Below are 25,099 nucleotides of genomic sequence, written 5' to 3'. Positions count from 1 at the left end.
GCCCCCCCCCCCGGGCTGGTGGGGGGGGGGGGCCCCCCCCCATTAGGGGGTGGTCCCCCATATCAAACAAAATTTGCTGGTCCCCATTGTGGGGGTTGCGGGGCTGCCCCCGCTCCTACAACGTTCTGACATGTTGATGCGGTGCCGGGAAGATCCCAGCCAGGCATGGCTCGGCACTACAACATCAGGTCAACCGATGCCGCGATGGAACGTTCATCACCTGCACGGGTCTGTATGCGTGGCCCATCGGTCATGCCTCCCATAGCACAGGCACGGGGGTATCCTCTGCGCCTTGTTCGTTCTCCCCCTATCGGTTCCTCAGGAGTTTTCGCATGTCGCGTTTCTGGAAGATCGTACTGCTGGTCATTGCAGTACTGCTGGTGGCCGGTATCGGCTACCGGGTGATGGGGGGCGGCAAGCAGAAGGCCGGTGTGGCGCCGGCAGGCATGAACCAGGGCGGCCGGGGTGAGCAGGACAAGGACCCGGTGCCGGTCACCGCGGTCAACGCCGAGAAGAAAGACGTGCCGGTCTACCTGACCGCACAGGGCACGGTGACCGCGTTCAACACCGTCACGGTCAGCCCGCAGGTCGGCGGCCAGTTGCTCAGCGTCAACTTCAGCGAAGGCCAGGCAGTCAAGAAGGGTGACCTGCTGGCGCAGATCGACCCGCGCACCTTCCAGGCCCAGTACGACCAGGCCGTCGCCAGCAAGCGCCAGAACGAAGCCCTGCTGGCCACCGCGCAGTCCAACTATGCGCGCTCCAACTCGCCGGAATACCGCCAGTTCGTGGCGCAGACCGACCTGACCACGCTGCGCAACCAGGTCAGCCAGTACCAGGCCGCCGTGGCCGCCTCGCAGGCTTCGGCCGCACAGGCCAAGGTGCAGTTGGACTACACCCGCATCACCTCGCCGATCAACGGCATCGCCGGTATCCGTGCGGTCGACCCGGGCAATGTGGTCAGCGCTGGCAGCCAGATCGTCACCGTGACCCAACTGCAGCCGGCCTATGTGCTGTTCAACCTGCCCGAGCAGCAGCTCGACGCAGTACGCAGCGCACAGGCAGCCGGTCCGTTGCAGACCTCGACCATGGACCGCGAAGGCGGCAGCGTGGTCAATGCCGACGGCGTGCTGCAGGTGGTGGACAACCAGATCAGCAGCAGCAGCGGCACCTTCCGCCTGCGTGCGCAGTTCCCCAATGCCAACGATGCGTTGTGGCCGGGCCAGTTCGTCAACGTGCAGATGAAGCTCAACGTGCTGCCGGGCGCGATCGTGGTACCGGCCGAAGCGGTGCAGCGCAGCAGCACCAGCGATTTCGTCTACCTGGTAAAGCCCGACAACACCGTCACCCTGCGTGATGTGGTGCAGGGTGGCCAGGTCGACGACAGCCACGTGGTGATCAGCAAGGGCCTGCAGGCCGGCGAAAAGGTCGTCACCGAAGGCCAGTTCCGCTTGAAGGAAGGCAGCAAGGTCAACGCCCTGGCACCGGGCCAGGCACCGCCGGCACCGACTGAAGAACAGCTCAAGGCGGCCAGCCAGAAGGGCAACCGTGGTGGACGGGGTGGCCCGCCGCGCTGACGCGCTGGCCGGCACCCGCCTCCCCTCCCCCGCACCAGGAACCGACCGTGGGCTTTTCGACTATTTTCATCCGGCGCCCGATCGCCACCTCCCTGTTGATGATCGGTTTGATGCTGCTGGGCATCCTCGGCTACCAGCGTCTGCCGGTTGCGGCCCTGCCCGAAATCGAAGCGCCCAGTCTGGTGGTGACCACCCAGTACCCGGGTGCCAGCGCGCAGACCATGGCTTCGCTGGTGACCACGCCGCTGGAACGGCAGCTGGGGCAGATTTCCGGGCTGGACATGATGACCTCCGATTCGTCGGCAGGCCTGTCCAGCATCGTGCTGCAGTTCTCGATGGAACGCGATCTGGATACCGCCGCGCAGGACGTGCAGGCAGCCATCCGCCAGGCCACCCTGCCCAGTTCGTTGCCCTACCAGCCGGTCTACAACCGGGTGAATCCGGCCGATGCACCGATCCTGACCCTGAAACTGGCCTCGGACACGCGCCCGCTGCGTGAGGTCAACGACCTGGCCGACTCGATCCTGGCCCAGCGCCTGTCGCAGACCGACGGCGTCGGCCTGGTGTCCATCGCCGGCAACGTGCGGCCGGCGGTGCGCATCCAGGTCAACCCGGCGCAGCTGTCCAACATGGGCATGACCCTGGAAGACCTGCGCAGTGCGCTGACCCAGGCCAACGTCAACGCGCCCAAGGGCTCGCTCAACGGCAAGACGCAGAGCTATACGCTGTCCACCAACGACCAGCTCAGCGACGCGGCCGACTACAACGACATCATCATCCGCTACCAGAACGGCGCGCCGGTGCGCCTGCGCGACGTCGCCAAAGTGGTCGACGGGGTCGAGAACGACCAGCTCGCCGCCTGGGCCGATGGCAAGCCGGCAGTGCTGCTGGAAGTGCGCCGCCAGCCCGGTGCCAACATCGTCAAGACGGTGGAGAACATCCGCCAGATCCTGCCCAACCTGCAGGGCATGCTGCCGGCCGATGTGAAGCTCGATGTGTTTTCCGACCGCACGGTGACCATCCGCGCCTCGGTGCACGACGTGCAGTTCACCCTGATCCTCACCATCTGCCTGGTGGTGGCGGTGATTTTCGTGTTCCTGCGCCGTCTGTGGGCGACGGTAATCCCGTCGGTGGCGGTGCCGCTGTCCTTGCTGGGCACGTTTGGGGTAATGGCCTTCGCCGGCATGTCGCTGGACAACCTGTCACTGATGGCGCTGACCGTGGCCACCGGATTCGTGGTCGACGATGCGATCGTGATGATCGAAAACATCGTGCGCTACATCGAGAAGGGCAAGGACGGCCAGGAAGCAGCGGAAATCGGCTCCAAGGAAATCGGCTTCACCGTGCTGTCGTTGACGGTCTCCCTGATCGCGGTCTTCCTGCCGCTGATCCTGATGCCAGGCGTCACCGGCCGCTTGTTCCATGAGTTCGCCTGGGTGTTGTCGATTGCGGTGGCGATCTCGATGGTGATCTCGCTGACGCTGACGCCGATGATGTGCGCCTACCTGCTCAAGCCCGATGCGCTGCCCGAGGGCGACGACGCGCATGAGCGTACCGCAGCGGAAGGTAAGGTCACCGCCTGGTCGCGTCTGGTCGGTGTGTACGAGCGCACGTTGGACTGGGTGCTGCACCACCAGCCGCTGACCTTGGGCATCGCACTGGCCTCGGTCGCGCTGACCGTAGTGCTGTACATGGTGATCCCCAAGGGCCTGCTGCCCGACCAGGACACCGGCATGGTCACCGGTGTGGTCATCGCCGACCAGAACGTCGCCTTCGAGCAGATGCAGCAGCGCACCCAGGCGGTCGCCGCCGCGTTGCAGAGCGATGAAGCGGTCACCGGCGTAGCTGCTTATATCGGCGCTGGCAGCATGAACCCCACCCTCAACCAGGGCCAGCTGAGCATCGTGCTCAAGGACCGTGGTGATCGTGATGGGCTGGATGTGATCCTGCCGCGCCTTCAGGCCGCTGCCGCACACATCCCCGGCATCGCGCTGTACCTGAAGCCGGTACAGGACGTGACCCTGGATACACGCGTGGCCGCCACCGCCTACCAGTTCTCGCTGTCAGACATGGACAGCGCCGAGCTGGCCAAGCAGACCGAGCGTGTCACCGATGCATTGCGACGGCTGCCGGAACTGGCCGATGTCGACGACAACCTGGCCAACCATGGCCGCGCGCTGCATGTGGAAGTGGACCGCGACAAGGCCAGCCGCTACGGCGTGCCGATGCAGACCATCGACGACACGCTGTACGACGCCTACGGCCAGCGCCAGATCTCGACCATCTTCACCCAGCTCAACCAGTACCGCGTGGTGCTGGAAGTGGCACCGGAGTTCCGCACCAGCGATGCGCTGATGAACCAGCTGGCGATCGGCAGCAATGGCAGCGGCACGCTCAGTGGCAGCAATGCCACCACCCTGGGCCAGGTGACCTCGAGCAACTCGTCCACCGCCACCGGTATCGGCAGTGCCAATACCGGCATCGCGCTGGGCGCAGGCGGCAGCATCCCGCTGTCGGCGATTGCCAGCGCCAAACCCGGCACCGCACCGCTGATCGTCAGCCACCAGCAGCAGCTGCCGTCGGCAACGATCTCGTTCAACCTGGCACCGGGCTATTCGCTGTCCGAAGGCGTGGATGCGATCAACAAGGCGGTGACCGAACTGGAGCTTCCGCAGCAGATGCAGGCGCAGTTCGTCGGCACCGCCGCCGAGTTCTCCAGTAGCCAGACCGACGTGATCCTGTTGTTGCTGGCCGCCATCGCGGTGATCTACATCGTGCTCGGCGTGCTGTACGAAAGCTGGATCCATCCGCTGACCATCATCTCGACCCTGCCGCCAGCAGGCGTCGGTGCGCTGCTGGCTTTGTACCTGTGCGGCATGAGCCTGTCGGTGGACGGCATCGTCGGCATCGTGCTGCTGATCGGCATCGTCAAGAAGAACGCGATCATGATGATCGACTTCGCGCTGGACGCGCAGCGTTCCGGTGCCAATGCCTATGACGCGATCCGCCGCGCCTGCCTGCTGCGTTTCCGCCCGATCATGATGACCACCGCCGCCGCCATGCTAGGCGCCTTGCCGCTGGCCTTGGGCACCGGCATTGGTTCGGAGCTGCGGCGCCCGCTGGGTGTGGCCATCGTCGGCGGCCTGCTGCTGTCGCAGCTGGTCACGCTGTACACCACGCCGGTGATCTACCTGTACTTCGAGCGTCTGTCCGAGTGGGCGGCCAAGCGCCGTGAGCAACGCGCCGCTGCACGCCTGCAGACGGCACGGTAAGCGCGGATGAACATCTCCGCGCCGTTCATCTCGCGCCCGATCGGCATCACCCTGCTGGCGATTGGCCTGTTCTTCGCCGGCCTGGTCTGCTACCTGCGGCTGGGCGTTGCTGCCCTGCCCAACCTCGCCATCCCGGTGATCTTCGTGCAGGCCTCCAACACCGGTGCCGACGCCAACACCATGGCGGCCACGGTCACCGCACCATTGGAACGGCACCTGGGCCAGGTGCCTGGCATCGACACCATGCGTTCCAGCAGCAGCGATGGCCGCAGCATGGTGTTCCTGATGTTCAACACCAGCCGCAACATCGACTCCGCCGCGCAGGACGTGCAGGCCGCGATCAATGCAGCCATGGCCGACCTTCCGGCCGGCATCAATACACCGACGTACCAGAAAGCCAATCCCAACGACGATCCGGTGATCGCGCTGGCGCTGACCTCGGACACGCAGTCGGTAGCCGAGCTGTACAACACCGCCGACTCGCTGCTGGCACAGCGGCTGCGCCAGCTGCCCGGCGTCTCGCAGGTGGATATTGCCGGCGCTTCCACGCCAGCGGTGCGCGTGGACCTCAACCTGCGTGCGATGACCGCACTGGGCCTGAGTCCGGATGACCTGCGCAATGCGATGCGCGCGGCCAACGTCGCCTCGCCGCTGGGCTTCCTCAGCGATGGCAGCAACCAGACCGCGATCATCCTCAACGACCAGATCCGCAAGGCCTCGGATTTCGCCAACGTCGCCATTTCCACCCACGACGGCGCGGTGGTGCGCTTGAAGGACGTGGCCACGGTCTACGACGGCCAGCAGGACGCGTATCAAGCCGCGTGGTTCAACGGCAAGCGCGGCGTGCTGATGTATGTCTACCTGCGCAGCGGCGACAACCTGGTCGCTACCGTCGATCGGGTAAAGGCCGCCATTCCCTCGCTTACCGGCTATCTGGATGCGGGCAGCACGCTGACCCCGTACTTCGACCGCACACCGACCATCCGCGCCTCGTTGGCCGAGGTGCAGATCACCTTGATGATCAGCCTGCTGATGGTGATCCTGACCATGGCGCTGTTCCTGCGCAGGCTGGCGCCGACGCTGATCGCCGCAGTGACCGTCCCACTGTCGCTGGCTGGTGCGGCGCTGGTGATGTACGCGCTGGACTTCACCCTCAACAACCTCACCCTGCTGGCGCTGGTGATTGCCATCGGCTTCGTCGTCGACGATGCCATCGTGGTGATCGAGAACGTCATGCGCCATCTCGACGAGGGCATGCCGCGACGTGAAGCGGCGATGGCGGGTGCGCGCGAGATCGGCTTCACCATCGTCTCGATCACCGCCTCACTGATCGCGGTATTCCTGCCGATCATCTTCGCCCAGGGCATGATCGGCGCGTTCTTCCGCGAATTTACCCTCACCCTGGTTGCGGCGATCCTGGTCTCGGCGGTGGTCTCGCTGACCCTGACCCCGGCACTGTGCGCACGCTTCCTGCATCCACATGCCGAAGGCGCACGCGACACCCGCACCAACCGCATGCTGGACCGCGTGCATGAAGGCATGCTCAAGGTCTATACGGTCGCTCTGGATTTCTCGCTGCGGCATGCCTTGCTGCTGTCGCTGTCGCTGACGCCGTTGCTGCTGATCGTGGCAACGTTCTACCTGGCCGGTTCGGTCAGCAAGGGTCAGTTCCCCGAGCAGGACACCGGCCTGATCTGGGGCCGCGCCAGCTCCAGCGCCACGGTCTCGTTCCAGGAAATGGCTGAGCGCCAGCGCCGGCTCAGCGACACCTTCCTGGCCGACCCGGCGGTGAAGATGGTCGGCTCGCGGCTGGGTTCCAGCCGCCAGGGCAGCAGCGCACAGTTCAACATCGAGCTGCATACCGAGAAGGAAGGCCGCAAGGAGCCCACCAATGTGGTGGTCAGCCGACTCAGCGCCAAGGCCGCGCAGTTCCCGGATCTGGATGTGCGCCTGCGCGCAATCCAGGACCTTCCCTCCGATGGCGGTGGTGGCGGTTCACAGGGCGCGCAGAACCGCGTCACCCTGCAGGGCAACGACGCCGAACAGCTGGCCGAATGGCTGCCCAAGCTGGTGACCGCGTTGAAGCAGCATCCGCAACTGCGTGATGTCGGTTCGGACGTGGACAAGGGCGGCTTGATGCAGAAGATCGTCATCGACCGCGAGAAGGCCTCGCGCCTTGGCGTGACCATCGGTGCCATCGACGGCGCGCTGTACGGCGCCTTCGGCCAACGCCAGATCTCCACCATCTATGCCGACCTCAACCAATATGGGGTTGTGGTCAATGCGCTGCCCAGCCAGACCGGCAGCCCGGCCGCGATCGAAGACTTGTATGTGCCGTCGAAGAGCGGGCAGATGATTCCGCTGACCGCACTGGCCCATCAGGAAGCCGGTTTGGCACCGTCGCAGGTCACCCACCAGAACCAGTACACGGTGATGGACCTGAGCTACAACCTGGCGCCGGGCGTAAGCAGTGGCGAAGGTGATGCCATCGTCAAATCGGTGATCGAAGGCCTGCGCATGCCCGGCGATATCCGCCAGGCTGCACCCGGAGGATTCCGCCAGGCAATGGACCCGGTGGCGATGCTGATGCTGATCATCGCCGCCATCGCCACGGTCTACATCGTACTCGGCATGCTCTACGAGAACCTGGTGCATCCGGTGACCATCCTGTCCACGTTGCCGGCAGCGGGCATGGGTGCCTTGCTGGCCTTGTGGGTCACCAATACCGATCTGTCGATCATCTCGATGATCGCGCTGGTGTTGCTGATCGGCATCGTCAAGAAGAACGCGATCATGATGATCGACTTCGCCCTGGTCGCGCAGCGCGTGCACGGCAAGTCGCCGGCCGAAGCAGTGCGCGAAGCCAGCATCGTGCGTTTCCGCCCGATCATGATGACCACGATGGTCGCCATCCTGGCCGCGCTGCCGCTGGCGATCGGCCTGGGCGAAGGCTCGGAACTGCGGCGTCCGCTGGGCATCGCAATGATCGGCGGTTTGCTGATCTCGCAGAGTCTGACCCTGCTGAGCACACCGGCCCTGTATGTGATTTTCTCCTGCCTGCAGCAGCATTGGCGCAACTGGCGTGCGCGCAGCAAGGAGCGCAAACGCCTACGCAAGCTCGCACGCGCCTGATACACCCCCTCCCTTACGCGCAGCGCAGGGGAGGCCTGGGGAGGGGTGCTCTGGCTCTGGCTCTGGCTCTGGCTGTTGCTCTGGTTTTGGCTTTGCCTTTGGCTGTTGCTTTGCCTTTGGCTGTTGCTTTGGCTCTGGCCGTTGCTTTAGCCCTTCTCCCGCCTGCGGGAGAAGGGTTGGGATGAGGGGAGCTTTGGCTTTGGCTTTGGCTTTGGCTTTTTATTTACATGCACGCCGCCGTCCATGCGAGCAACGCCAGCAGCCAAAGCGACAGCACAAAAGCTCACCCCTCCCCAACCCTCCCCTGCGCTACGCGCAAGGGAGGGGGCTGAAAGCCGCTGCACTGCGTGCAAGGGAGGGAGCAAAGCGCAAAGCTGGCCCTGCGCAGCCACTTCTGCCACCGTATAGCGGCACCACGCTCCCGTCAGACACGACTGGTACCGCAATGCCCCTATTCAAATTCACCCGTCACGGCGGGCAAGCGCGCGGCAGCCAGCCGCACTCTCCTCTGCCCTGGGTCGCCTTGATCGCACTGATCCTCGGTGCAGTCGCACTCGGCTTTGCCTGGCTCGCCGGCTGGGTCGGTCGCGATCGGCTGACCGCGCAGAACCTCACCAACGCCATCGAAGCCACCGGTGCAAATCACCCCGGCTTTCGTCGCGCCCACAGCAAGGGCGTTTGCGTCAGCGGTTGGTTCGAACCCAGCGCACAGGCACCACAGCTATCGCATGCCCGCGTCTTCGAACAGAAACGCGTACCGGTACTCGGTCGTCTGTCGATAGGCGGCGGCAATCCGCATGGCGCCGACAACAGCGCGCGCGTGCGCAGCATCGCCGTGCAGCTGAGCAGTGATGACGGCCAGCAGTGGCGCATGGCAATGAACAGCTTCCCGTTCCTCGCCGTTGCCACACCAGAAGCCTTCTACGAGCAGACCCGCGCGCAGATTCCCGACCCGGCCACTGGCAAGCCGGACCCGGCCAAGCTGGCCGCGATCCAGGAAAAGTACCCCAGCGCCCGTGCCTTCACCCAGTGGGCCAAGGCCGCGCCGTGGACCGACAGCTGGGCCAGCACCGAATTCAACAGCGTCAACAGCTTCTGGTTCACCAATACACAGGGGCAACGCCGTGCAGTGCGTTGGCGCTGGCAGCCACAGGCCACGCCGCGTGAACTGGATGCCGCAAGCCGCGAACAGGCCGGCGTGGATTTCCTCGGCCAGGATCTGCAGCAGCGGCTCGCACAGGGGCCGGTTCGCTGGAACCTGGTGGTGACCCTGGCCAGCGCACAGGACGCGATCAATGACCCATCGGTGCCATGGCCTGCCGAGCGCGAGCAAGTCGTCGCCGGCGTGCTCAGCATCGACCGGATGCAGGCGCAGGAACAAGGCAGCTGCAACGACCTCAACTTCGACCCGCTGATCCTTCCGGACGGCGTCGAAGGCAGCGACGACCCCATCCTCGCCGCCCGCTCGGCGGTGTACTCGCAGTCCTTCAATCGCCGCGAGCGCGAGCGCGCTACCGGTGATGCCGCCCGTGACAACGCGCAGGTGCAACCATGAGCAGCAGCAATGGCCACTTCAACCTGCTGGCGCGCGTGCTGCACTGGAGCATGGCGCTGCTGATCCTGGCGATGTTGTTCGTCGGGGTGACCATGGTTGCCTCGGTGCACCTGCGTCCCGGCCTGATCGACCTGCACCGCCCGCTCGGCATCCTGATCCTGCTACTGGCCGTGCTGCGCCTGTACAACCGCCTGCGTCACCGGCCACCACCGCTACCCGCTGACCTGCCGGCATGGCAGGCCTGGGCTGCGACCGCTTCGCATTGGCTGTTGTATGCATTGATGCTGGCGATGCCATTGATCGGCTGGGCGATGTTGTCAGCGGGCGGCTATCCCATCATGCTGTGGGGCGGCGTGCAGTTGCCGGCCATCGTGCCGCATACACCATCGCTGTATACGCTGCTGCGCAATGCACACAGCCTGCTCGCCTACCTGCTGTTCGCCACGGTGCTGGTGCATGTGGGCGCAGCCCTGTTCCATGCCTGGGTGCGCCGCGATAGCGTGTTCCAGGCGATGGCACGCGGCCCACGCCGCTAAAGCACTCAGCGCGCTGGCGGCTTGCCTTCGCCCTTGCCGGTGGCGGCCCAGTAGATGCCGCCGTACAGGTGCTCCAGGTAGCGCGGATCGTTATAGGCCTCGGCCTGATGACCCAGCGCGGTGGCAAATACGCGACCGCCTTCGAAGCGGTGATACCACGCCACCGGATGATCCCTGCCCATGCCCTTGGCAACCTGGCCCGGCCATATCAGGGTGGGATCGTAGCTACGCTCGTCAACCGCCAGCAGCGTGACCAGGTCATCGCTGTACGGCGGATCGTACTCGTACCACTCATCACTCCATAGCCAGCGCTGTGGAAGACCGGCGGTGGCCGGGAAATCGCGGTTCACCACATCGACCATGGCGGTCTGCAGATAGGGATGGGTGCGGAACGAGCGGCCGATCATGCGGTCGTACCATTCCCATTCACCGCGCCGTATCGCGAACGCCTTGTGCACCGCGACTACACCGCCGCCATTGCGCACGTACTGCTGGAATTTCTCGCGCTGCGCGGACGACAACTCGGTGGCCGGAGTGTTGAGCAGCACAATGGCGTCGTACTGCGCCAGATCCTGATCGAAGGCAGCGGTGTTCCAGGCCCAGGTCAGCGCGAAGTAGTGCTGCCGCGCCAATGCCTCGAACTGTGGCTTGGCCACCGGGATGTAGTCATGGTGATACTGATTGGGTATTGCAGCGACCAGTACCTTGAACTGCTGCGCCCATGCCGGGCTGCCGATACACAGCACTACCGCCAACATCCAGTATCTACCTCGCATGTCCAGTTCCTGCCCGGGGTTGCGGCGAGCATAGTGTGCCGCCGATGCGCCAGCAGCGGCGTTGCTGAAATTTCATAGCTCCCGCGGATAAAGGCATACCACCACGCGTTTGTGGGAGCGGTGTAAGCCGCGAAGCGTGGCTTGTGTCCGTTGCGGCGGGTTGGGTTTGCTTGGAAGGCCCTTGCCGAGCATGGCTCGGCACTACAGCCAGCCCTTCTGGCGTGCTACCCGGTGCGCTTCTATGCGGTTGGCCACGCCGAGCTTGCCGATGCATTCGGAAAGGTAATTACGCACGGTGCCGTGCGACAGACCAAGCTGCTCGGCAATCTCATTGGCCGAGCGGCCTTCACCGGCCAGTCGCAACACCTGCCGCTCACGATCATTCAACGGATCGGCCTCGGACCAGGCCTCCACCGCCAGCTGCGGATCAATCGCGCGACCACCGCGCTGCACCTGACGCAGGGCATCGGCAAGTTTTTCTGCTGGCGCGTCCTTGAGCAGATAACCCTGCACGCCCGCATCCAATGCGCGTCGCAGGAAGCCGCTGCGGGCAAACGTGGTGACTATCACCACCTTGATTGGCAGCTGGTGACGTTGCACGCGTTGCGCCAATTCCAGTCCGGTCAGCAATGGCATCTCAATATCGGTGACCAGGATGTCCGGCTTCAGCCGCTGCAGTTCACGCCAGGCGATCTCACCATCGGCAGCAGTGCCTATAACCTCGATATCGGTTTCCAGATTGAGCAAGGCCGACAACGCGCCGCGCACCATCGCCTGGTCTTCGGCCAGCAGAATGCGGATCATGCGCCCGCCCCCTGCGCCGGCAGGTTTGCCGAACCAAGCGGCGCGGTGTTCGCCACTGATGCGTAGGCCATCCGTTGTTCCTGTATCGGGATACGAACCTTCAACCGGGTGCCCTGCCCCTTCGGTGACTCGATCTGCAATTCACCGCCCAATGCCAATACACGCTCGCGCATTCCGGCCAAGCCGTTGCCATTGGCCGAAACGCCACCGCGACCGTCATCCACCACCTCCATCAACACCGCCTCCGGCAACACGTTGATGCTTATCAGTGCCTCATTGGCCTGCGCGTGACGGGCGATATTGGTGGCCGCCTCGCGCAACACCATCGACAAACCCGCCTCGATCCATGCGGGCATCGCGGGCGGCGGCGAATAGCGCAGGTGTACCCGCGAGGATTCCAGCAACAGGTGTGCAGATGCCAGCTCCGCTGCCAGATCCGCGGCGCGGAAACCGGTCACCGCGCTGCGCACCTGGGCCAGTGCATCGCGCGCGATCTGCTCGGCCTCGGCCAGCTCCCGCTGCGAACGCTGTGGGTCGCGCTCGAACAGCTTGCGCGACAACTCCATCTTCAAGGTGATCAGTGAAAGCGTATGACCCAACAAGTCATGCAGATCACGGCCAATGCGCTCGCGCTCAGCGGTTGCCGCCAGGCGCCGTACTTCCTCATGGGAAAGCCGCAGCGCAGCATCCTTCTCACTGCTCGAACGCTCGACGTTGACGATCAAACCAATGATGACGGTAAGCGCGGGAATCCATGCCACCACCTGCCACGGGTAGCCTATCCACCATGCCATCGAGACGAAGGCCGTGTTCAACAACACGAGCTCCAACAGGTATTGCCGCACACTGATGCATCGGTTGGTACGCAGCATCACGCAACCGAACACGAAGTAGTTCATGCCGGAGGGATAGATCGGCAGCAGCGCCATCGACAGCACGATCATCGCCAGCGCGAAGATAGGCGCGTTGCGCCGGGCACTGGTCAAGGTCAGCACGTAGAACACGATGAACAGCGGGAACGACCACAAGGTGATCAAGGCCCAGCGCAGGGTGTAACCCGCACCGAACATTGGCGTGATGAATACCCACACCGTCCACAGCAGGTGCACCGCATCCACCCACGGCCATTTGCCGAGCTTGATGTTGTCGGCGACCACCGAGTCCGCTGCCGGCTTCAACCATTCAGGGCGCTGCAATGCCATCGACACTCATCCTTCGCAATGTGGCAATGATGCCATCAGCCGTGCCGGCGCAGGCGCCAGGCGGCCAAGGCGGTGATGACCAGGGTGAATGCGCACAGCCAAAGAACATGCGGCCAGGCTTCGCCGACCTCGAAGTCCAGGGCCCCCTGCGCCAGCGCGTTCAGGTGGTAACTCGGCCAGATCCACGCCATCTCCCGCAACAACGGCGGCAGCACCTTCAGCGGGAACCACAGCCCCGACAACACCGCCATCGGCAGGTAGACCAGGTTGATCACTGCGGGCGCACCATTGCCTTTGACCAGCGAGCCCAGCAACAGGCCCAGCGCGCAGAACGGCAATGTCCCAATGGTGGCGACCAGCGACAGCCGCAACGCCTGCGACAGGGACAGCTGCACGCCGGCAACGGCGACGGCCAGCACCTGCAGGACCACCACGATGGCCAGGCCCATCAGCATCGCCATCACCATCTTGCCCAGCAGGTAGGCCAGCGGCGGCATCGGCATGGCGCGCTTGAGGGTGAGCAGACCGTTGTCGCGCTCCAATGCCAGCGACATGCCGAATCCGAACAGACCCGGCGCCATCACCCCGAAAGTGACATAGCTGCCCAGCAGGAAGCGTGCCGCTTGCGCGGGCTGGGCGTGGCCCAGCAGCACCGCAAACAGCAGGTAGAAGGTGGCCGGGAACAACAGCGTCGGCAGCAGGAAGCCGGGATAGCGCAGGTAGCGCAGGCATTCGCTACGGATTTCCTGCAGATAGGCGCCCAGCACTTGGCGGGACGACATTGCAGGCAACAGTGCGTCGTATTGAGCGTTCATCAGGCAGCCTCACGCTGGGTTTGTTCTGCATCTGTGCTGGTCAGGTCGGTGAAGGCTTCGTCCAGGCCAGCCGGCTGCACCTCCAGCCCGGACAGCGCCGGGTCTGCCTGCAGCAGCTGTCGCACCACGCTTTCCACGCGGTCGCTGCGCAGCTGCAGGTAGCCACCATCACGGCTGATCTGCAGCACCCCCGGCCAGCTACCCACGGTCGGCGCGTCCAGCGTGCTGATGCAGCGGATGCGGCGATGAATCACCCGTGCACGCAGCGCATCGACGCTGCCATCGCTGACGATACGGCCACGCAGCAGCACGCAGACGCGATCTGCCAGACGTTCGGCTTCCTCCAGGTAGTGCGTGGTCAACACCACCGCCGTGCCCTCGCCGACCAAGGCGCGCACGGTTGCCCACAGCTGTTGCCGGGCCGGCAGATCCAGGCCGACGGTCGGCTCGTCCAGGAACAGCAGCCGTGGCCGCCCGCATATGGCGAGGGCAAACTGCACCCGCCGCTGCTGCCCGCCGGACAGCTTGCCGTAGCGGCGCTGCAGCAGATCCTCGATACCAGCCAGTGCAGCAGTCTCCGACAGGACGCGCGGGGCCGGGTAATAGCTGGCAGAAAGCCGTATCAGTTCGGCCACACTCAACGTCTCCGGCAGCGCCGCGCTCTGCAGCATCACACCGATGCCGCGACGTGCGACCAGCCGCTGTGGATCCTGCCCGAACAGCTGCACCTGGCCAGCATCAGCACGCAGCAGGCCAAGCAGCAGGCCGATGGCCGTGGTCTTGCCCGCGCCATTGGGGCCAAGCAAGGCCAGCACCTGCCCCGCCTTCAGCTCCAGATCGACGCCGTCCAGTGCGCGCACCGCGCCGTAGTGCTTGTGCACGCCCTGCAGGCTTGCCAGCACCTCGCCTTGTCGGTTCATTGCCAATGCCTTCTCAGGGAATGGCTGCACGTTAGATCGACAATGCCCGCCACCCCAGTGAATGCGATCAGGCAAAGCACATGACAGCCGTCACCTGTGCGCCCGGCAGGTGCTGCCTATGATGCGTCCATCCCGACCCGCCGCTGCCGACCGCGACGGATTGCGGTAAGTTGCGGTCACATTCCCCATCCCACGCCGTCCTGCTACCCATGAATGCATCTGCTGAACTGCTGAAGGAACTCCGCATCGACCGCTCCGCCCCGCCACCGCGTGGCCCTGCACCGTCGCGGCGCTGGCTGTGGATTGTGATCGGGCTGGTGTTGGCACTGTTGCTGGTACTGGGCGTTGGTGCCCTGCTCGGCGGCAAAAAACCAGTGACCGTACAGACCGCGCCGGTGGTGGCAATGAACCAGGCCGGCGCCGGCAACAGCTCGGTGCTGGATGCCAGTGGCTATGTGGTAGCCCGGCGCATGGCAACCGTGTCAGCCAAGATCACCGGCAAAGTCCGCGAGGTAATGATCGAGGAAGGCATGCGTGTCGAAGAAGGCCAGATAATGGCGACACTGGACCCGATTGATGCCAACGCACAGCGCAGCCTCAACGCCGCCCAGCTCGACGCCGCCCGCAGCCAGACCGAAGGCCTGCAGGCGCAACTGCGCCAGGCCGAAGCCGAAGCGGCCCGCTTGCAGTCACTGGTCGGCCAGCAACTGGTTTCACGGTCGCAGTTCGACCAGGCGGTAGCCGCACGTGACAGCCTGCGTGCGCAGCTGCAGACCGCCCGTCACAACGCCAAGGTAGCGCTGGATGCACTGGCCATCGCCGACCTGGGCGTGGATAACAACGTGGTGCGCGCACCGTTCTCCGGCGTGGTGACGGCCAAGGCCGCGCAGCCTGGCGAGATCGTGTCGCCGCTGTCGGCCGGCGGTGGCTTCACCCGTACCGGTATCGGCACCATCGTCGACATGGATTCACTGGAAGTGGAAGTGGAAGTAGGCGAAGCCTTCATCGGCCGCGTACAGCCGCAGATGCCGGTGGAAACCGTGCTCAACGCCTACCCGGACTGGAAGATCCCAGGCCATGTGATCGCCATCATTCCCACCGCTGACCGCGGCAAGGCGACGGTGAAGGTGCGCGTGGCACTGGAGACCAAGGACCCGCGCATCGTGCCGGAGATGGGCGTACGCGTGAGCTTCCTCGAGAAGGCCGCTGCAGCCGGCACCGAAGCACCGAAGGGCGTGCGCGTCCCGGCAGCTGCAATTGTCGAGCGTGACGGCAAGCCAGTCGCCTTTGTGGTGCAGGCCGATGACAAAGTGAAACAACAGGTGCTTGACGTGGGCCAGGTATTGGCCAAGGACAAGCAGGTGCTGTCGGGATTGAGTGCCGGACAAACCGTGGTGCTCAGCCCAGCTGCTGAATTGAAGGATGGCGACAAGGTGGCGCTGGAAGGCGCTGAGAAGTAAGTGCAGGCTTGTGATGCTTGCTGCGCTGGCGCGAATCACCTGATGCACTGAAGCAGCGCTTTTGCTTTTGCTTTTGCTTCTACCCCCTCCCTTGCGCAAAGCGCAGGGGAGGGTTGGGGAGGGGGGCTTTGGCTTTGGCTTGAAAAGCCACGTAAAGCAAAGCCACCCCATAAGCCTGAAGCAGAGCAAAAGCTGCCCTCACCCCTACCCCTCTCCCGCAGGCGGGAGAGGGGAAAGCAACAACAGCAACGGCCAAAGCCAGAGAAAAGCAAAGCCAAAGCCCCCTCCCTGGCCCTCCCCTTGCCTTCTGCAAAGGGAGGGAACAGAAGCAAAGCGAAGCATTCCCACGTTCGACATCAAACACCAAACATCACCGCGTCACTGCTGAGGATCACCCATGAGCACCCTCGTCTCCCTGCGCAACATCACCAAGACCTACCAGCGTGGCCCGGAAAAAGTGCAGGTACTGCACGGCATCAACCTCGATATCGATCGCGGCGACTTCGTCGCGCTGATGGGCCCCTCCGGTTCGGGCAAGACCACCCTGCTCAACCTGATCGGCGGGCTGGATACCCCAAGCGGCGGCGAGATCAACATCGAAGACCAACGCATCGACCAGCTCAGCGCCGGCCAGCTGTCGACCTGGCGCAGCCACCATGTCGGCTTCGTGTTCCAGTTCTACAACCTGATGCCGATGCTCACCGCACAGAAGAATGTCGAGCTGCCGCTGCTGCTGACCAACCTCAACGCCGCCGAGCGCAAGCGCCGCGCACAGATCGCCTTGACCCTGGTTGGCCTGGCCGATCGCCGTGACCACCGTCCCAATGAACTGTCCGGCGGTCAGCAGCAGCGTGTGGCCATCGCCCGCGCCATCGTCTCCGATCCCACCTTCCTGATCTGCGACGAGCCCACCGGTGACCTCGACCGCCAGAGCGCCGAGGAAGTGCTGGGCCTGCTGCAGCTGCTCAACCGCGAACACGGCAAGACCATCATCATGGTCACCCATGATCCCAAGGCCGCCGAGTACGCCACCCACACCGTGCATCTGGACAAGGGCGAGCTGGTCGACGCCCCGGTGCACTGAGGAGCACGGCCATGAAGTACTTCTCATTGATCTGGGCGCAGCTGTTCCGCAGCCGCACGCGTACTCTGTTCACCCTGCTCTCCATCGTTACCGCGTTCCTGCTGTTCGGCATGCTCGACTCCGTGCGCGTTGCCTTTGCCAGCGGTGGCAACAGCGTGGCCGGTGCCAATCGTCTGGTAGTGGCCTCGCGCCTTTCCATCACCCAGTCATTGCCGATCCGGCTCGAATCGCAGATCCGGCAGATCGAGGGCGTGGACGATGTCACCTACGCCATGTGGTTCGGCGGCATCTACCAGGACCAGAAGAATTTCTTTCCGAACTTCTCGGTCGCACCGAACTACTTCGACCTGATGACCGAGTTCGACATCTCCAAGGAACAGGTAGACGCGTTCCGCAACACCCGTACCGGCGCTGTCGTCGGTGAATCGCTGGCCAAGCAGTTTGGCTGGAAGATCGGCGACACCATTCCGTTGCAGGCCACCATCTTCCCGCGCGGTGGCAGCAACGATTGGCCGCTGCAACTGGTCGGCACATTCAAGTCGAAGAACACCGCCACCGCCGCCAACGAAGAACGTCAGTTGATGATGAACTGGAAGTACTTCGATGAATCCAACGACTACATCAAGAACCAGGTCAGCTGGTACACCGTGCGCCTGGACAACCCCGACCACGCCTCACGCGTGGCACAGGCCATCGATGCGATCTCGGCCAACTCCGACCACGAAACCAAGAGCCAGACCGAGTCCGCGTTTCAGCAGGCTTTCATCAAGCAGTTCGCCGACATCGGCATGATCGTCACTTCGATCATGGGTGCGGTGTTCTTCACCCTGCTGCTGCTCACCGGCAACACCATGGCGCAGGCCGTACGTGAGCGCATACCGGAACTGGCCACGCTGAAAACACTGGGCTTCAAGGACGGCACCATGCTGATGCTGGTGATGGTGGAGTCGATCGTGCTGGTCGGCCTGGGTGGCGCCATCGGGCTGGGGCTGGCTGCAGTGGTACTGCCGGTACTGGCACCACAGACCATGGGCATGCTGCCGCCGCACGTGCCAGCACAGACCTGGATCGTGGGAGCCGTCCTGATCGTGGTGATCGGGCTGGTGGTGGGCGTACTGCCGGCACTGCGGGCCAAGCGCCTGAAGATCGTCGACGCACTGGCCGGGCGCTGAGGAGAACATCATGAAGAACTTTTTTTCGAATGCACTGGTGATAGTGCTGTTGGTGCTTGGCCTTGGGGTGTGGATCGCACTGCCATGGATCGGTGTTGTCGTGGTCGCGGTGGCGATCACGCTGTGGTTGCTGCTCACCCGCAGCGGCCGCCTGGCGCTGGCCGCAACCCGCATTGGTCTTGCCAGCCTGCCGCAGCGCTGGGGCTCCTCATCGGTGATCGTGATTGGCATCGCCGGCGTGGTCGGTGTACTGGTGGCGATGCTGGCGATGGGCCAGGGCTTCCAGGCTACCTTGGCAAGCACAGGCGACGACAGCACGGCGATTGTCCTGCGCGGTGGTTCGCAGGCCGAGACCAACTCGGTGATCACCCGCGATCAGGTGCCCTTGCTGGAGACCCTGCCTGGGGTGAAGCGTGGCGAAGATGGGCGGCCACTGGTATCTGCCGAGGTCTCGCAGGTGGTCAACCTCACCTCGCGTGGCGACGGCACCGATGTCAACGCGCAGTTCCGCGGTGTCGGCGAGCAGGCGTGGGCGGTGCACGACAAGGTGAAGCTGGTCGAAGGCCGCAGGTTCGGTGCCGGCCTGCGCGAGATCGTCGCTGGTCGTGGTGCGCAGAAGCAGTTCCGCGGGCTGGAAGTCGGCAAGACGCTGACACTTGGCAACCAGGCCTGGACGGTGGTTGGCATCTTCGAATCCGGCGACGCACATGATTCGGAGTTGTGGACCGATGCGCAGACGCTGGCAACCACCTACAACCGCAGCGCTTGGCAGTCGATCAGCGTGCGCACCGAGGGCAAGCAGGGCTTTGAGGCCTTCAAGGCAGCCGTCGGCAGCGATCCACGCCTCAAACTGGATGTGGAGACCACTTCCGAGTATTACAGCAAGCAGGGCGGCGGTTTGAACAAGCTGCTCAAGATCCTGGGCACGGTGATCGGCGCGATCATGGCCGTTGGTGCGGTATTCGGCGCACTGAACACCATGTATGCCGCTGTCGCAACGCGGGCGCGTGAGATCGCCACCTTGCGTGCGATTGGTTTCCGGGGCGTTCCGGTAGTGACTGCGGTAATGCTGGAAACCATGCTGCTGGCCCTGCTCGGTGGATTGCTCGGCGGTGCCATCGCCTGGTTGGCATTCAACAACTTCACCGTTTCAACCTTGGGCAACAACTTCAGCCAGGTGGTGTTCCAGTTCAAGGTTTCGCCGCCCCTGCTATGGAGCGGACTGAAGTGGGCCTTGGGCATTGGTCTAGTTGGCGGCCTGTTCCCGGCACTGCGCGCGGCACGCCTGCCAATCACCACCGCACTGCGCGAAACCTGACCCAACACCGCGCTGCACGCTGAATCAGCCACCCACCTGCCGACGCGCAGGTGGGTTGGCGGAAAGTCTACCTTCACGCATCTATCCGTTTAGGTCATCATGCGCCCCCGCCCAAGTCCCGGCGGCCAGCGGAGCTGTGATGGCAGATGCTGTGTCCCTCCCCCAACGGTGATGCATCTGTGACGGCGCCCCACAAGGGCGCTTTTTTTGTAGTTGGTATAAAGGAAAACCGAAAGAGATGTATTTGAAGTCGACCAAACTGTGCTCCGCGATCACCCTCGCGTTGCTCGGCAGCTCCAGCCTCACCGCGTTCGCACAGGATGCGGGCGAAACCACCACCCTGGACCGCATCGAGATCACCGGTTCGCGCATTCGCCAGGCCAGCGTTGAAACCGCCCAGCCGGTCATCGCCCTGAGCCGTGCGGAAATCGAGAAGAAAGGCTACGTCAACGTCGCCGACATCCTGCAGGACGTTACCGCCGCCGGCGCACCGTCGCTGAGCCGCGCTTCGGCGCTGTCATCCGGCCGCGACTACGGCGGCATGTTCGTCAGCCTGCGCAACCTTGGCCCGGAACGCACCCTGGTGCTGATCGACGGCCGCCGCATGGGCGTCAGCGCCGGCGGTTACTCCGACGTCGGTTCGATTCCCTCGGCCATGGTCGAGCGCGTTGAAGTGCTGACCGACGGTGCGTCGGCACTGTACGGCTCGGACGCCATCGCCGGCGTGGTCAACGTCATCACCCGCAAGAATTTCGATGGCGGCGACGCCAGCGCCTATGTCGGCCAATACGGCGAAGGCGACGGCCAGAAGCGCGCTTACAGCGCAAATTTCGGCAAGACCTTCGACCGCGGCTGGTTCAGTGTTGGTGCCGAGAAGACCTCGGAGGATCCGGTACTGGGCGGCGCGCGTGAGTTCACCGCCTATCCCAATGGCCCCTACCATCCCACCGATGGGCTGAACGGCAATACCCAGTGGGGTTCGGTCACCGTCGACGGCAATCCGCTCAGCGTCGGCCCGGGCGGCGATCCGTCCGATGTCGCCAACTTCAAGAAGCCGGACCCGGCCGCCAACGCAAATACCAAGACCAACATGACCCTGCTCTCCTCGCTGGAGCGCAAGTCGGCGTTTGCCAATGGTGGTTTCCAGATCACTGATGATCTGCGTGTTGTCGCCGATGTTCTGTACAGCGAGCGCGAGTCGGTCAAGCAACTGGCCGGTTACCCGTACTCGGTGTCGGCCTCGCAGGCAGCCAGTGGCGCGCGTGCCGCACTCTCGGCCACCAGTGCGTTCAACCACTGGGGCAAGGACGTATTGTTCTCGCGTCGCACCGAGGAATACCCCCGTGCGACCAACAACGCGCTGACCACCAAGCGCGCCAGCATCGGCCTGGAAGGCAGCTTCGAGACCGGTTCGCGGTTCTGGGACTGGAACGTCAGCTACATGTTCAACCGCAATGAAGGCGAGCGCCGGAGCCTGCAGAGCATGTACCAGCCGAACGTCAATCTGGCCGTCGGCCCATCCTTCATCGATGCCGGCGGCGTCGCCCGCTGCGGCAGCGTCGGCAACGTGATCGAAGGTTGCGTGCCATGGAATCCGCTGGCACCGGCAGGCAGCAACACGCCCGGCTCGCTCAGCGACAAGGCCGTGCGCGACTACATCTTCACCCGCTTCACCGATGAAATCCGCAGCACCACCAAGGTGGTCAGCGCCAATATCTCCGGCTCGCTGGCGAGCCTGCCGGCCGGTGACATCATGGCCGCGATGGGCGTGGAGCACCGCAGCGAAGAAGCCAGCTACACCCCCGACCTGATGGTGCAGAACGGCCAGATCGCCGGCACCAGCGGCGCGCCGACGCGTGGCGACTACAAGCTGGACGAGGTTTACCTGGAAGTGCAGGTACCGCTGCTGGCTGACCTGCCGTTCGCCCGCGAGCTGTCGCTGGACCTGGCTGGCCGCTACTCGGACTACAACAACTTCGGTGGCACCACCAACGGCAAGTTCGGCCTGAAGTGGAAGCCGAACGACACCGTGCTGGTTCGTGCCACCTACGGCACCGGTTTCCGCGCACCGACCGTGGACGACCTGTACGGCGGCACCGTCACCACCCGTGACCGCGTCACCGACCCGTGCGACCGCGCCTTCGGCGCCGCTGCACGCAACGCCGAAGTGGCTGCACGCTGCAGCGCTGCCGGCCTGGGCGCGAACTTCCGCCAGAAGACCGGCGACGGCGAACTGGCCACCACCTCCGGCGTACAGGCCGTCACCGACTTCACCTCGGGCTCGAATGCCGCGCTGAAGCCGGAAACCGCCAAGACCTGGACCGTTGGCCTGGTCTACAGCCCAGACTTCGTCAGCGGCCTGGACCTGAGCCTGGACTGGTGGAAGATCCGCATCGACGACGTGATCGTCGGCGAGTCGGCCACCGACATCCTCAACCAGTGCTATGTGCAGGGAATCACCTCTGCCTGCGATCGCTTCACCCGCTACAGCACCGGCAGCGACAAGGGCCAGGTCAGCGGCATGAACCGTTCGTTGAACAACGCTGGCTATCAGGAAACCGCTGGTTACGACCTCGGCGTGCGCTACCGCCTGCCGGAAATGGCCTACGGCCAGCTGTCGCTGCGCTGGAACACCACGTATGTTGATTACCTCTCGCGCAAGAGCGACAACGTAGAAACCACCCCGGTCGAAGAGTTCACCGGCTGGGAAGGCAACTTCCGCGTGCGCTCCAACCTGACGATGGATTGGCAGAACGGCAATTTCGGCGCGAGCTGGACCACCCGTTACTACTCCAGCATGAAGGAGAAGTGCTCCTACGATCTGGACGGTGGCCCGGAGTGCAACATGCCGGACTTCCAGTCGCCGTACACGGACATGCAGCCGAGCCGCAAGCTGGGCTCCAACACCTTCCACGACCTGCAGGTACGTTATGCCCTGCCGTGGAACGGTACCGTGTCGCTGGGCGTAAACAACGTGTTCAAGCACGAAGGCCCGATCATGTACAGCCAGCCGAACAGCAGCTTCACCTATTACGGTGGCTTCGACATCGGCCGTTTCATGTACATGAAGTACCAGCAGCGCTTCTGATCCAGGTAACAACAGCGGCGGGGGCCCCCGACCACCGCGAGCCCCCCCCACCCCGCGCGTGAACCCCCACCCCCCCAGGGGGGGGGGGGGGTCCCTATCAATCCCCTCCCCCCCCCCTATCGCTGGTTTTTATCCCCCTCCCCGGTTTGGGGTTGTGGGGTGGGGGTCTGGCCCGCTTCACCCGCTTCGTCGCTGGCCTGCCGCAATCAACCAGCTTCACCGCTCCGACGACCCCAAAGGCTGCAAGTGCAAGGCCGTCAATCGCAGATGCATTACCAGCTTCGCGGCTAACGCCGCTCCTACAAACAGCTGCAAGCGCATTTTCCCTGGCAGCACAGTGCCTGAAGATGCGGCCCCCTGATCTGCTTCGCGGCTTACGCCGCTCCCACAAACAAGGGCACCGGTCTGTCACACCGCCCGCTGTTGACCGGACACCTGATCGGGAGCGGAACTCACCGCAACCCAAACACAACACAACGGTCATCTACCTGTCATCGCCACGCGGTAGATGCAGCGCATCCTTGTGGCTACCGTGGCAGGCTCCCCAAACCGGTTCCCGCCATGCTTCGTTCGCTGGCGCTGGCTGGCGTCTGCGTGATGCTGGCCGGCTTTGCCCTCTCCTCTCCCGTTCCCCCGCTGTCACTCAGCGAGCGCTTGGCCGCGCCCGGTGGCACTTCACCGCTGGTCCCTACCGAACGCATCGACGCCCTGCTCGCCCGCCTGCCACATCAGCAAGGCAGCGTTGCCGGCAGCGATGGTGTCGCCCTGCACTGGGTGTCATTCGAGCCGGGCGACTATCGGCTGGATTACCGCTATCTGGGCAAGGGCGAACATTTCCCTGAGTTCTCACTGGATGCCTCCGCACCCAGCATCGCGAACCATGCGGCGCCACGCGGCACGGTGATCCTGCTGCATGGCTGGATGATGGACGGCGGCTCATTGATGCCCTGGTCACTGGAATTGGCGCAACAGGGTTACCGCACAATCGCGCTGGATCTGCGTAACCACGGCCGTTCGGGTCATGCGCTATCCGGCTACGGCACGCGCGAAGGTGAGGATGTGGTCGCGGCACTGAGAGCCCTGAAGGGCGAAGGCAAGATCAGCGGCCCAGTGCACCTGCTCGGTGTCTCATATGGCGCCGCTACCGCGATCTTCGCTGCCCGCGAGCTGGGCCCGCAGCTGCGCAGCGTCGTGGCAATGGAATCGTTCGACAACGCCGGCGAAGCAATCCGCACGATGGTGCCGCATATGCTGGCCAAGCCACCGGAACGTTGGAGCGACTATGTCGCACTGCCGTTGGCACGTTGGCAATACGGCGGCCGTGGATTGGATGAGGCCATCGCCACCACCGATCGCAAACTTGGCATCAATCTGGATAAGGTCGACGTCGGCCAGGCCTTGGCACAGGTTCCAGCCTGCGTGCTGCTGATCCACGGCCGCGACGACGAACACATTCCGGTTGCACAGGGACGCGCATTGGCTGCGGCGGCGCCGCGTGCGCGTTATCTTGAAGTCGCAGCCGAAGACCACCTGACATTGCCGATGCGTCTGGATCGTCTATCGGGCGCGGTGAACACCTGGTTCGAACAGGCTGGCGACAATGGCCGCTGTGCATCCACGGTGACAGCGAGCCTTTGAGTTTCCGACGGTTTTTGTGACGGTTCAGCAACAGGACCGGCGAGACCGTAGTGCCGAACCATGTTCGGCAGGAGCTTTCCTGGTAGCGCCCACAGAGCCCCAAGGCTTTGGCTTTGGCTTTGGCTTTGGCTTTGGCTTTGGTTTTGGCTTTGGCCTTGGCCTTGGCCTTGGCTGCGGCCTGGCTGTGGCCTTGGCTCCAGCTGTTGCCTTAGCCCTTCTCCCGCCTGCGGGAGAAGGGTTGGGATGAGGGGAGCTTTGGCTTTTAGCTTCTGGCTTCGCTCAGGCCTTCCCGCATCGTTGTTTCTACGAGCTTCGCGGCTTACGCCGCTCCTACAAGTGCGCGTGCGCCGCTGTTTCACGCAAAGAAAAACCCCGCTGCTTCTGGCAGCGGGGTTTTAGGTTTAAATCCTGACGATGACCTACTCTCGCACAGCTTAGGCTGCACTACCATCGGCGCGGCTACGTTTCACTTCCGAGTTCGGGATGGGATCGGGTGGTTCCATAGCGCTAGTTTCATCAGGAAGACGGTTTGAGCAGCGCGTTGCGCCAGCTCCAATGCGTATCCTTGCGGAACTAAAACCAGGCTGTAAAACCCCTGGCTTACATAAAAAGACAAACCCCGCTGCGTGAGCAGCGGGGTTCTAGATAAAAACCCTGACGATGACCTACTCTCGCACAGCTTAGGCTGCACTACCATCGGCGCGGCTACGTTTCACTTCCGAGTTCGGGATGGGATCGGGTGGTTCCATAGCG

16 protein-coding genes and 2 rRNA genes are annotated in these 25,099 nt (G+C 64.0%); 11 read left to right on the top strand and 7 right to left on the bottom strand.

Annotated features, from left to right (window positions below; all coding sequences use genetic code 11):
• The first annotated feature begins 332 nt into the window (after positions 1 to 332).
• The 5 genes from ACVOLV_RS17195 to ACVOLV_RS17175 all read left to right on the top strand — a co-directional run bounded on the left by ACVOLV_RS17195 (position 333) and on the right by ACVOLV_RS17175 (position 10,069).
• Positions 333 to 1,574, top strand: coding sequence for an efflux RND transporter periplasmic adaptor subunit (locus tag ACVOLV_RS17195; RefSeq protein WP_481555432.1), 1,242 nt, complete (start codon positions 333 to 335; stop codon positions 1,572 to 1,574).
• A 47-nt stretch (positions 1,575 to 1,621) separates the two neighbouring features.
• Positions 1,622 to 4,846 carry an efflux RND transporter permease subunit gene (locus ACVOLV_RS17190; RefSeq protein WP_481555431.1) on the top strand — a complete coding sequence of 1,075 codons (3,225 nt, stop codon included), beginning with the start codon at positions 1,622 to 1,624 and terminating at the stop codon, positions 4,844 to 4,846.
• Between the two features lie 6 nt (positions 4,847 to 4,852).
• The gene (locus tag ACVOLV_RS17185; protein WP_481555430.1) at positions 4,853 to 7,978 is read left to right on the top strand and encodes an efflux RND transporter permease subunit; all 3,126 of its coding nucleotides are present in this window, start codon (positions 4,853 to 4,855) and stop codon (positions 7,976 to 7,978) included.
• A 445-nt stretch (positions 7,979 to 8,423) separates the two neighbouring features.
• Positions 8,424 to 9,533, top strand: coding sequence for a catalase family peroxidase (locus ACVOLV_RS17180; RefSeq protein WP_481555429.1), 1,110 nt, complete (start codon positions 8,424 to 8,426; stop codon positions 9,531 to 9,533).
• Positions 9,530 to 10,069: a cytochrome b gene (locus ACVOLV_RS17175; protein ID WP_481555428.1), complete on the top strand. Its 540-nt coding sequence runs from the start codon at positions 9,530 to 9,532 to the stop codon at positions 10,067 to 10,069. The genes ACVOLV_RS17180 and ACVOLV_RS17175 overlap by 4 nt, the downstream gene beginning before the upstream one ends.
• Before the next feature lie 5 nt (positions 10,070 to 10,074).
• On the opposite strand, the gene ACVOLV_RS17170 is transcribed toward ACVOLV_RS17175, so the two are convergent.
• The 5 genes from ACVOLV_RS17170 to ACVOLV_RS17150 all read right to left on the bottom strand — a co-directional run bounded on the left by ACVOLV_RS17170 (position 10,075) and on the right by ACVOLV_RS17150 (position 14,586).
• Positions 10,075 to 10,827 (bottom strand): ThuA domain-containing protein, encoded by a 753-nt coding sequence (locus ACVOLV_RS17170; protein WP_481555433.1) that lies wholly within the window; start codon positions 10,825 to 10,827, stop codon positions 10,075 to 10,077.
• 219 nt (positions 10,828 to 11,046) lie between these two features.
• Positions 11,047 to 11,649, bottom strand: a complete 603-nt coding sequence (locus tag ACVOLV_RS17165; protein WP_481537225.1) for a response regulator transcription factor — start codon at positions 11,647 to 11,649, stop codon at positions 11,047 to 11,049.
• Complete coding sequence (locus tag ACVOLV_RS17160) at positions 11,646 to 12,851, bottom strand: sensor histidine kinase (protein ID WP_481555427.1); 1,206 nt, start codon at positions 12,849 to 12,851, stop codon at positions 11,646 to 11,648. The genes ACVOLV_RS17165 and ACVOLV_RS17160 overlap by 4 nt, the downstream gene beginning before the upstream one ends.
• Before the next feature lie 35 nt (positions 12,852 to 12,886).
• Positions 12,887 to 13,666, bottom strand: a complete 780-nt coding sequence (locus tag ACVOLV_RS17155) for an ABC transporter permease (protein WP_481555426.1) — start codon at positions 13,664 to 13,666, stop codon at positions 12,887 to 12,889.
• Entirely contained in the window at positions 13,666 to 14,586 is a 921-nt protein-coding gene (locus tag ACVOLV_RS17150; protein ID WP_481555425.1) for an ABC transporter ATP-binding protein, read from the bottom strand. Before ACVOLV_RS17150 ends, ACVOLV_RS17155 begins: the two co-directional genes overlap by 1 nt.
• A 209-nt stretch (positions 14,587 to 14,795) precedes the next feature.
• Between ACVOLV_RS17150 and ACVOLV_RS17145 the strand changes: the two genes are divergently transcribed.
• The 6 genes from ACVOLV_RS17145 to ACVOLV_RS17120 all read left to right on the top strand — a co-directional run bounded on the left by ACVOLV_RS17145 (position 14,796) and on the right by ACVOLV_RS17120 (position 24,346).
• Complete coding sequence (locus tag ACVOLV_RS17145) at positions 14,796 to 16,046, top strand: efflux RND transporter periplasmic adaptor subunit (protein WP_481555424.1); 1,251 nt, start codon at positions 14,796 to 14,798, stop codon at positions 16,044 to 16,046.
• A gap of 397 nt (positions 16,047 to 16,443) precedes the next feature.
• A complete protein-coding gene (locus ACVOLV_RS17140; RefSeq protein ID WP_481555423.1) occupies positions 16,444 to 17,130 on the top strand; it encodes an ABC transporter ATP-binding protein in 687 nt (228 codons plus the stop codon).
• Between the two features lie 11 nt (positions 17,131 to 17,141).
• Positions 17,142 to 18,302, top strand: coding sequence for an ABC transporter permease (locus ACVOLV_RS17135; RefSeq protein WP_481555422.1), 1,161 nt, complete (start codon positions 17,142 to 17,144; stop codon positions 18,300 to 18,302).
• A 10-nt stretch (positions 18,303 to 18,312) separates the two neighbouring features.
• Positions 18,313 to 19,620, top strand: a complete 1,308-nt coding sequence (locus ACVOLV_RS17130) for an ABC transporter permease (RefSeq protein WP_481555421.1) — start codon at positions 18,313 to 18,315, stop codon at positions 19,618 to 19,620.
• Positions 19,621 to 19,858: 238 nt separating this feature from the next.
• Positions 19,859 to 22,708 carry a TonB-dependent receptor plug domain-containing protein gene (locus ACVOLV_RS17125; protein WP_481555420.1) on the top strand — a complete coding sequence of 950 codons (2,850 nt, stop codon included), beginning with the start codon at positions 19,859 to 19,861 and terminating at the stop codon, positions 22,706 to 22,708.
• Between the two features lie 561 nt (positions 22,709 to 23,269).
• Positions 23,270 to 24,346, top strand: coding sequence for an alpha/beta fold hydrolase (locus ACVOLV_RS17120; protein ID WP_481555419.1), 1,077 nt, complete (start codon positions 23,270 to 23,272; stop codon positions 24,344 to 24,346).
• Between the two features lie 406 nt (positions 24,347 to 24,752).
• Here the strand turns inward: ACVOLV_RS17120 and rrf (ACVOLV_RS17115) are convergent.
• Positions 24,753 to 24,867, bottom strand: a 5S ribosomal RNA gene (rrf, locus tag ACVOLV_RS17115).
• A 131-nt stretch (positions 24,868 to 24,998) separates the two neighbouring features.
• Positions 24,999 to 25,099, bottom strand: a 5S ribosomal RNA gene (gene rrf / locus ACVOLV_RS17110); the annotation flags it as partial.

This window comes from Stenotrophomonas sp. STEN023 (assembly GCF_056760135.1).
Note: the sequence above shows the minus strand (reverse complement) of the source record. Positions and strands in the feature narration are given on the sequence as shown.

Coding starts and splice junctions, on each gene's coding strand:
- ACVOLV_RS17140 (WP_481555423.1), top strand. CDS start 16,444: ATGAGCACCCTCGTCTCCCTGCGCAACATCACCAAGACCTACCAGCGT.
- ACVOLV_RS17155 (WP_481555426.1), bottom strand. CDS start 13,666: ATGAACGCTCAATACGACGCACTGTTGCCTGCAATGTCGTCCCGCCAA.
- ACVOLV_RS17180 (WP_481555429.1), top strand. CDS start 8,424: ATGCCCCTATTCAAATTCACCCGTCACGGCGGGCAAGCGCGCGGCAGC.
- ACVOLV_RS17175 (WP_481555428.1), top strand. CDS start 9,530: ATGAGCAGCAGCAATGGCCACTTCAACCTGCTGGCGCGCGTGCTGCAC.
- ACVOLV_RS17185 (WP_481555430.1), top strand. CDS start 4,853: ATGAACATCTCCGCGCCGTTCATCTCGCGCCCGATCGGCATCACCCTG.
- ACVOLV_RS17120 (WP_481555419.1), top strand. CDS start 23,270: ATGCTTCGTTCGCTGGCGCTGGCTGGCGTCTGCGTGATGCTGGCCGGC.
- ACVOLV_RS17160 (WP_481555427.1), bottom strand. CDS start 12,851: ATGGCATTGCAGCGCCCTGAATGGTTGAAGCCGGCAGCGGACTCGGTG.
- ACVOLV_RS17145 (WP_481555424.1), top strand. CDS start 14,796: ATGAATGCATCTGCTGAACTGCTGAAGGAACTCCGCATCGACCGCTCC.
- ACVOLV_RS17125 (WP_481555420.1), top strand. CDS start 19,859: ATGTATTTGAAGTCGACCAAACTGTGCTCCGCGATCACCCTCGCGTTG.
- ACVOLV_RS17195 (WP_481555432.1), top strand. CDS start 333: ATGTCGCGTTTCTGGAAGATCGTACTGCTGGTCATTGCAGTACTGCTG.
- ACVOLV_RS17165 (WP_481537225.1), bottom strand. CDS start 11,649: ATGATCCGCATTCTGCTGGCCGAAGACCAGGCGATGGTGCGCGGCGCG.
- ACVOLV_RS17135 (WP_481555422.1), top strand. CDS start 17,142: ATGAAGTACTTCTCATTGATCTGGGCGCAGCTGTTCCGCAGCCGCACG.
- ACVOLV_RS17150 (WP_481555425.1), bottom strand. CDS start 14,586: ATGAACCGACAAGGCGAGGTGCTGGCAAGCCTGCAGGGCGTGCACAAG.
- ACVOLV_RS17130 (WP_481555421.1), top strand. CDS start 18,313: ATGAAGAACTTTTTTTCGAATGCACTGGTGATAGTGCTGTTGGTGCTT.
- ACVOLV_RS17170 (WP_481555433.1), bottom strand. CDS start 10,827: ATGTTGGCGGTAGTGCTGTGTATCGGCAGCCCGGCATGGGCGCAGCAG.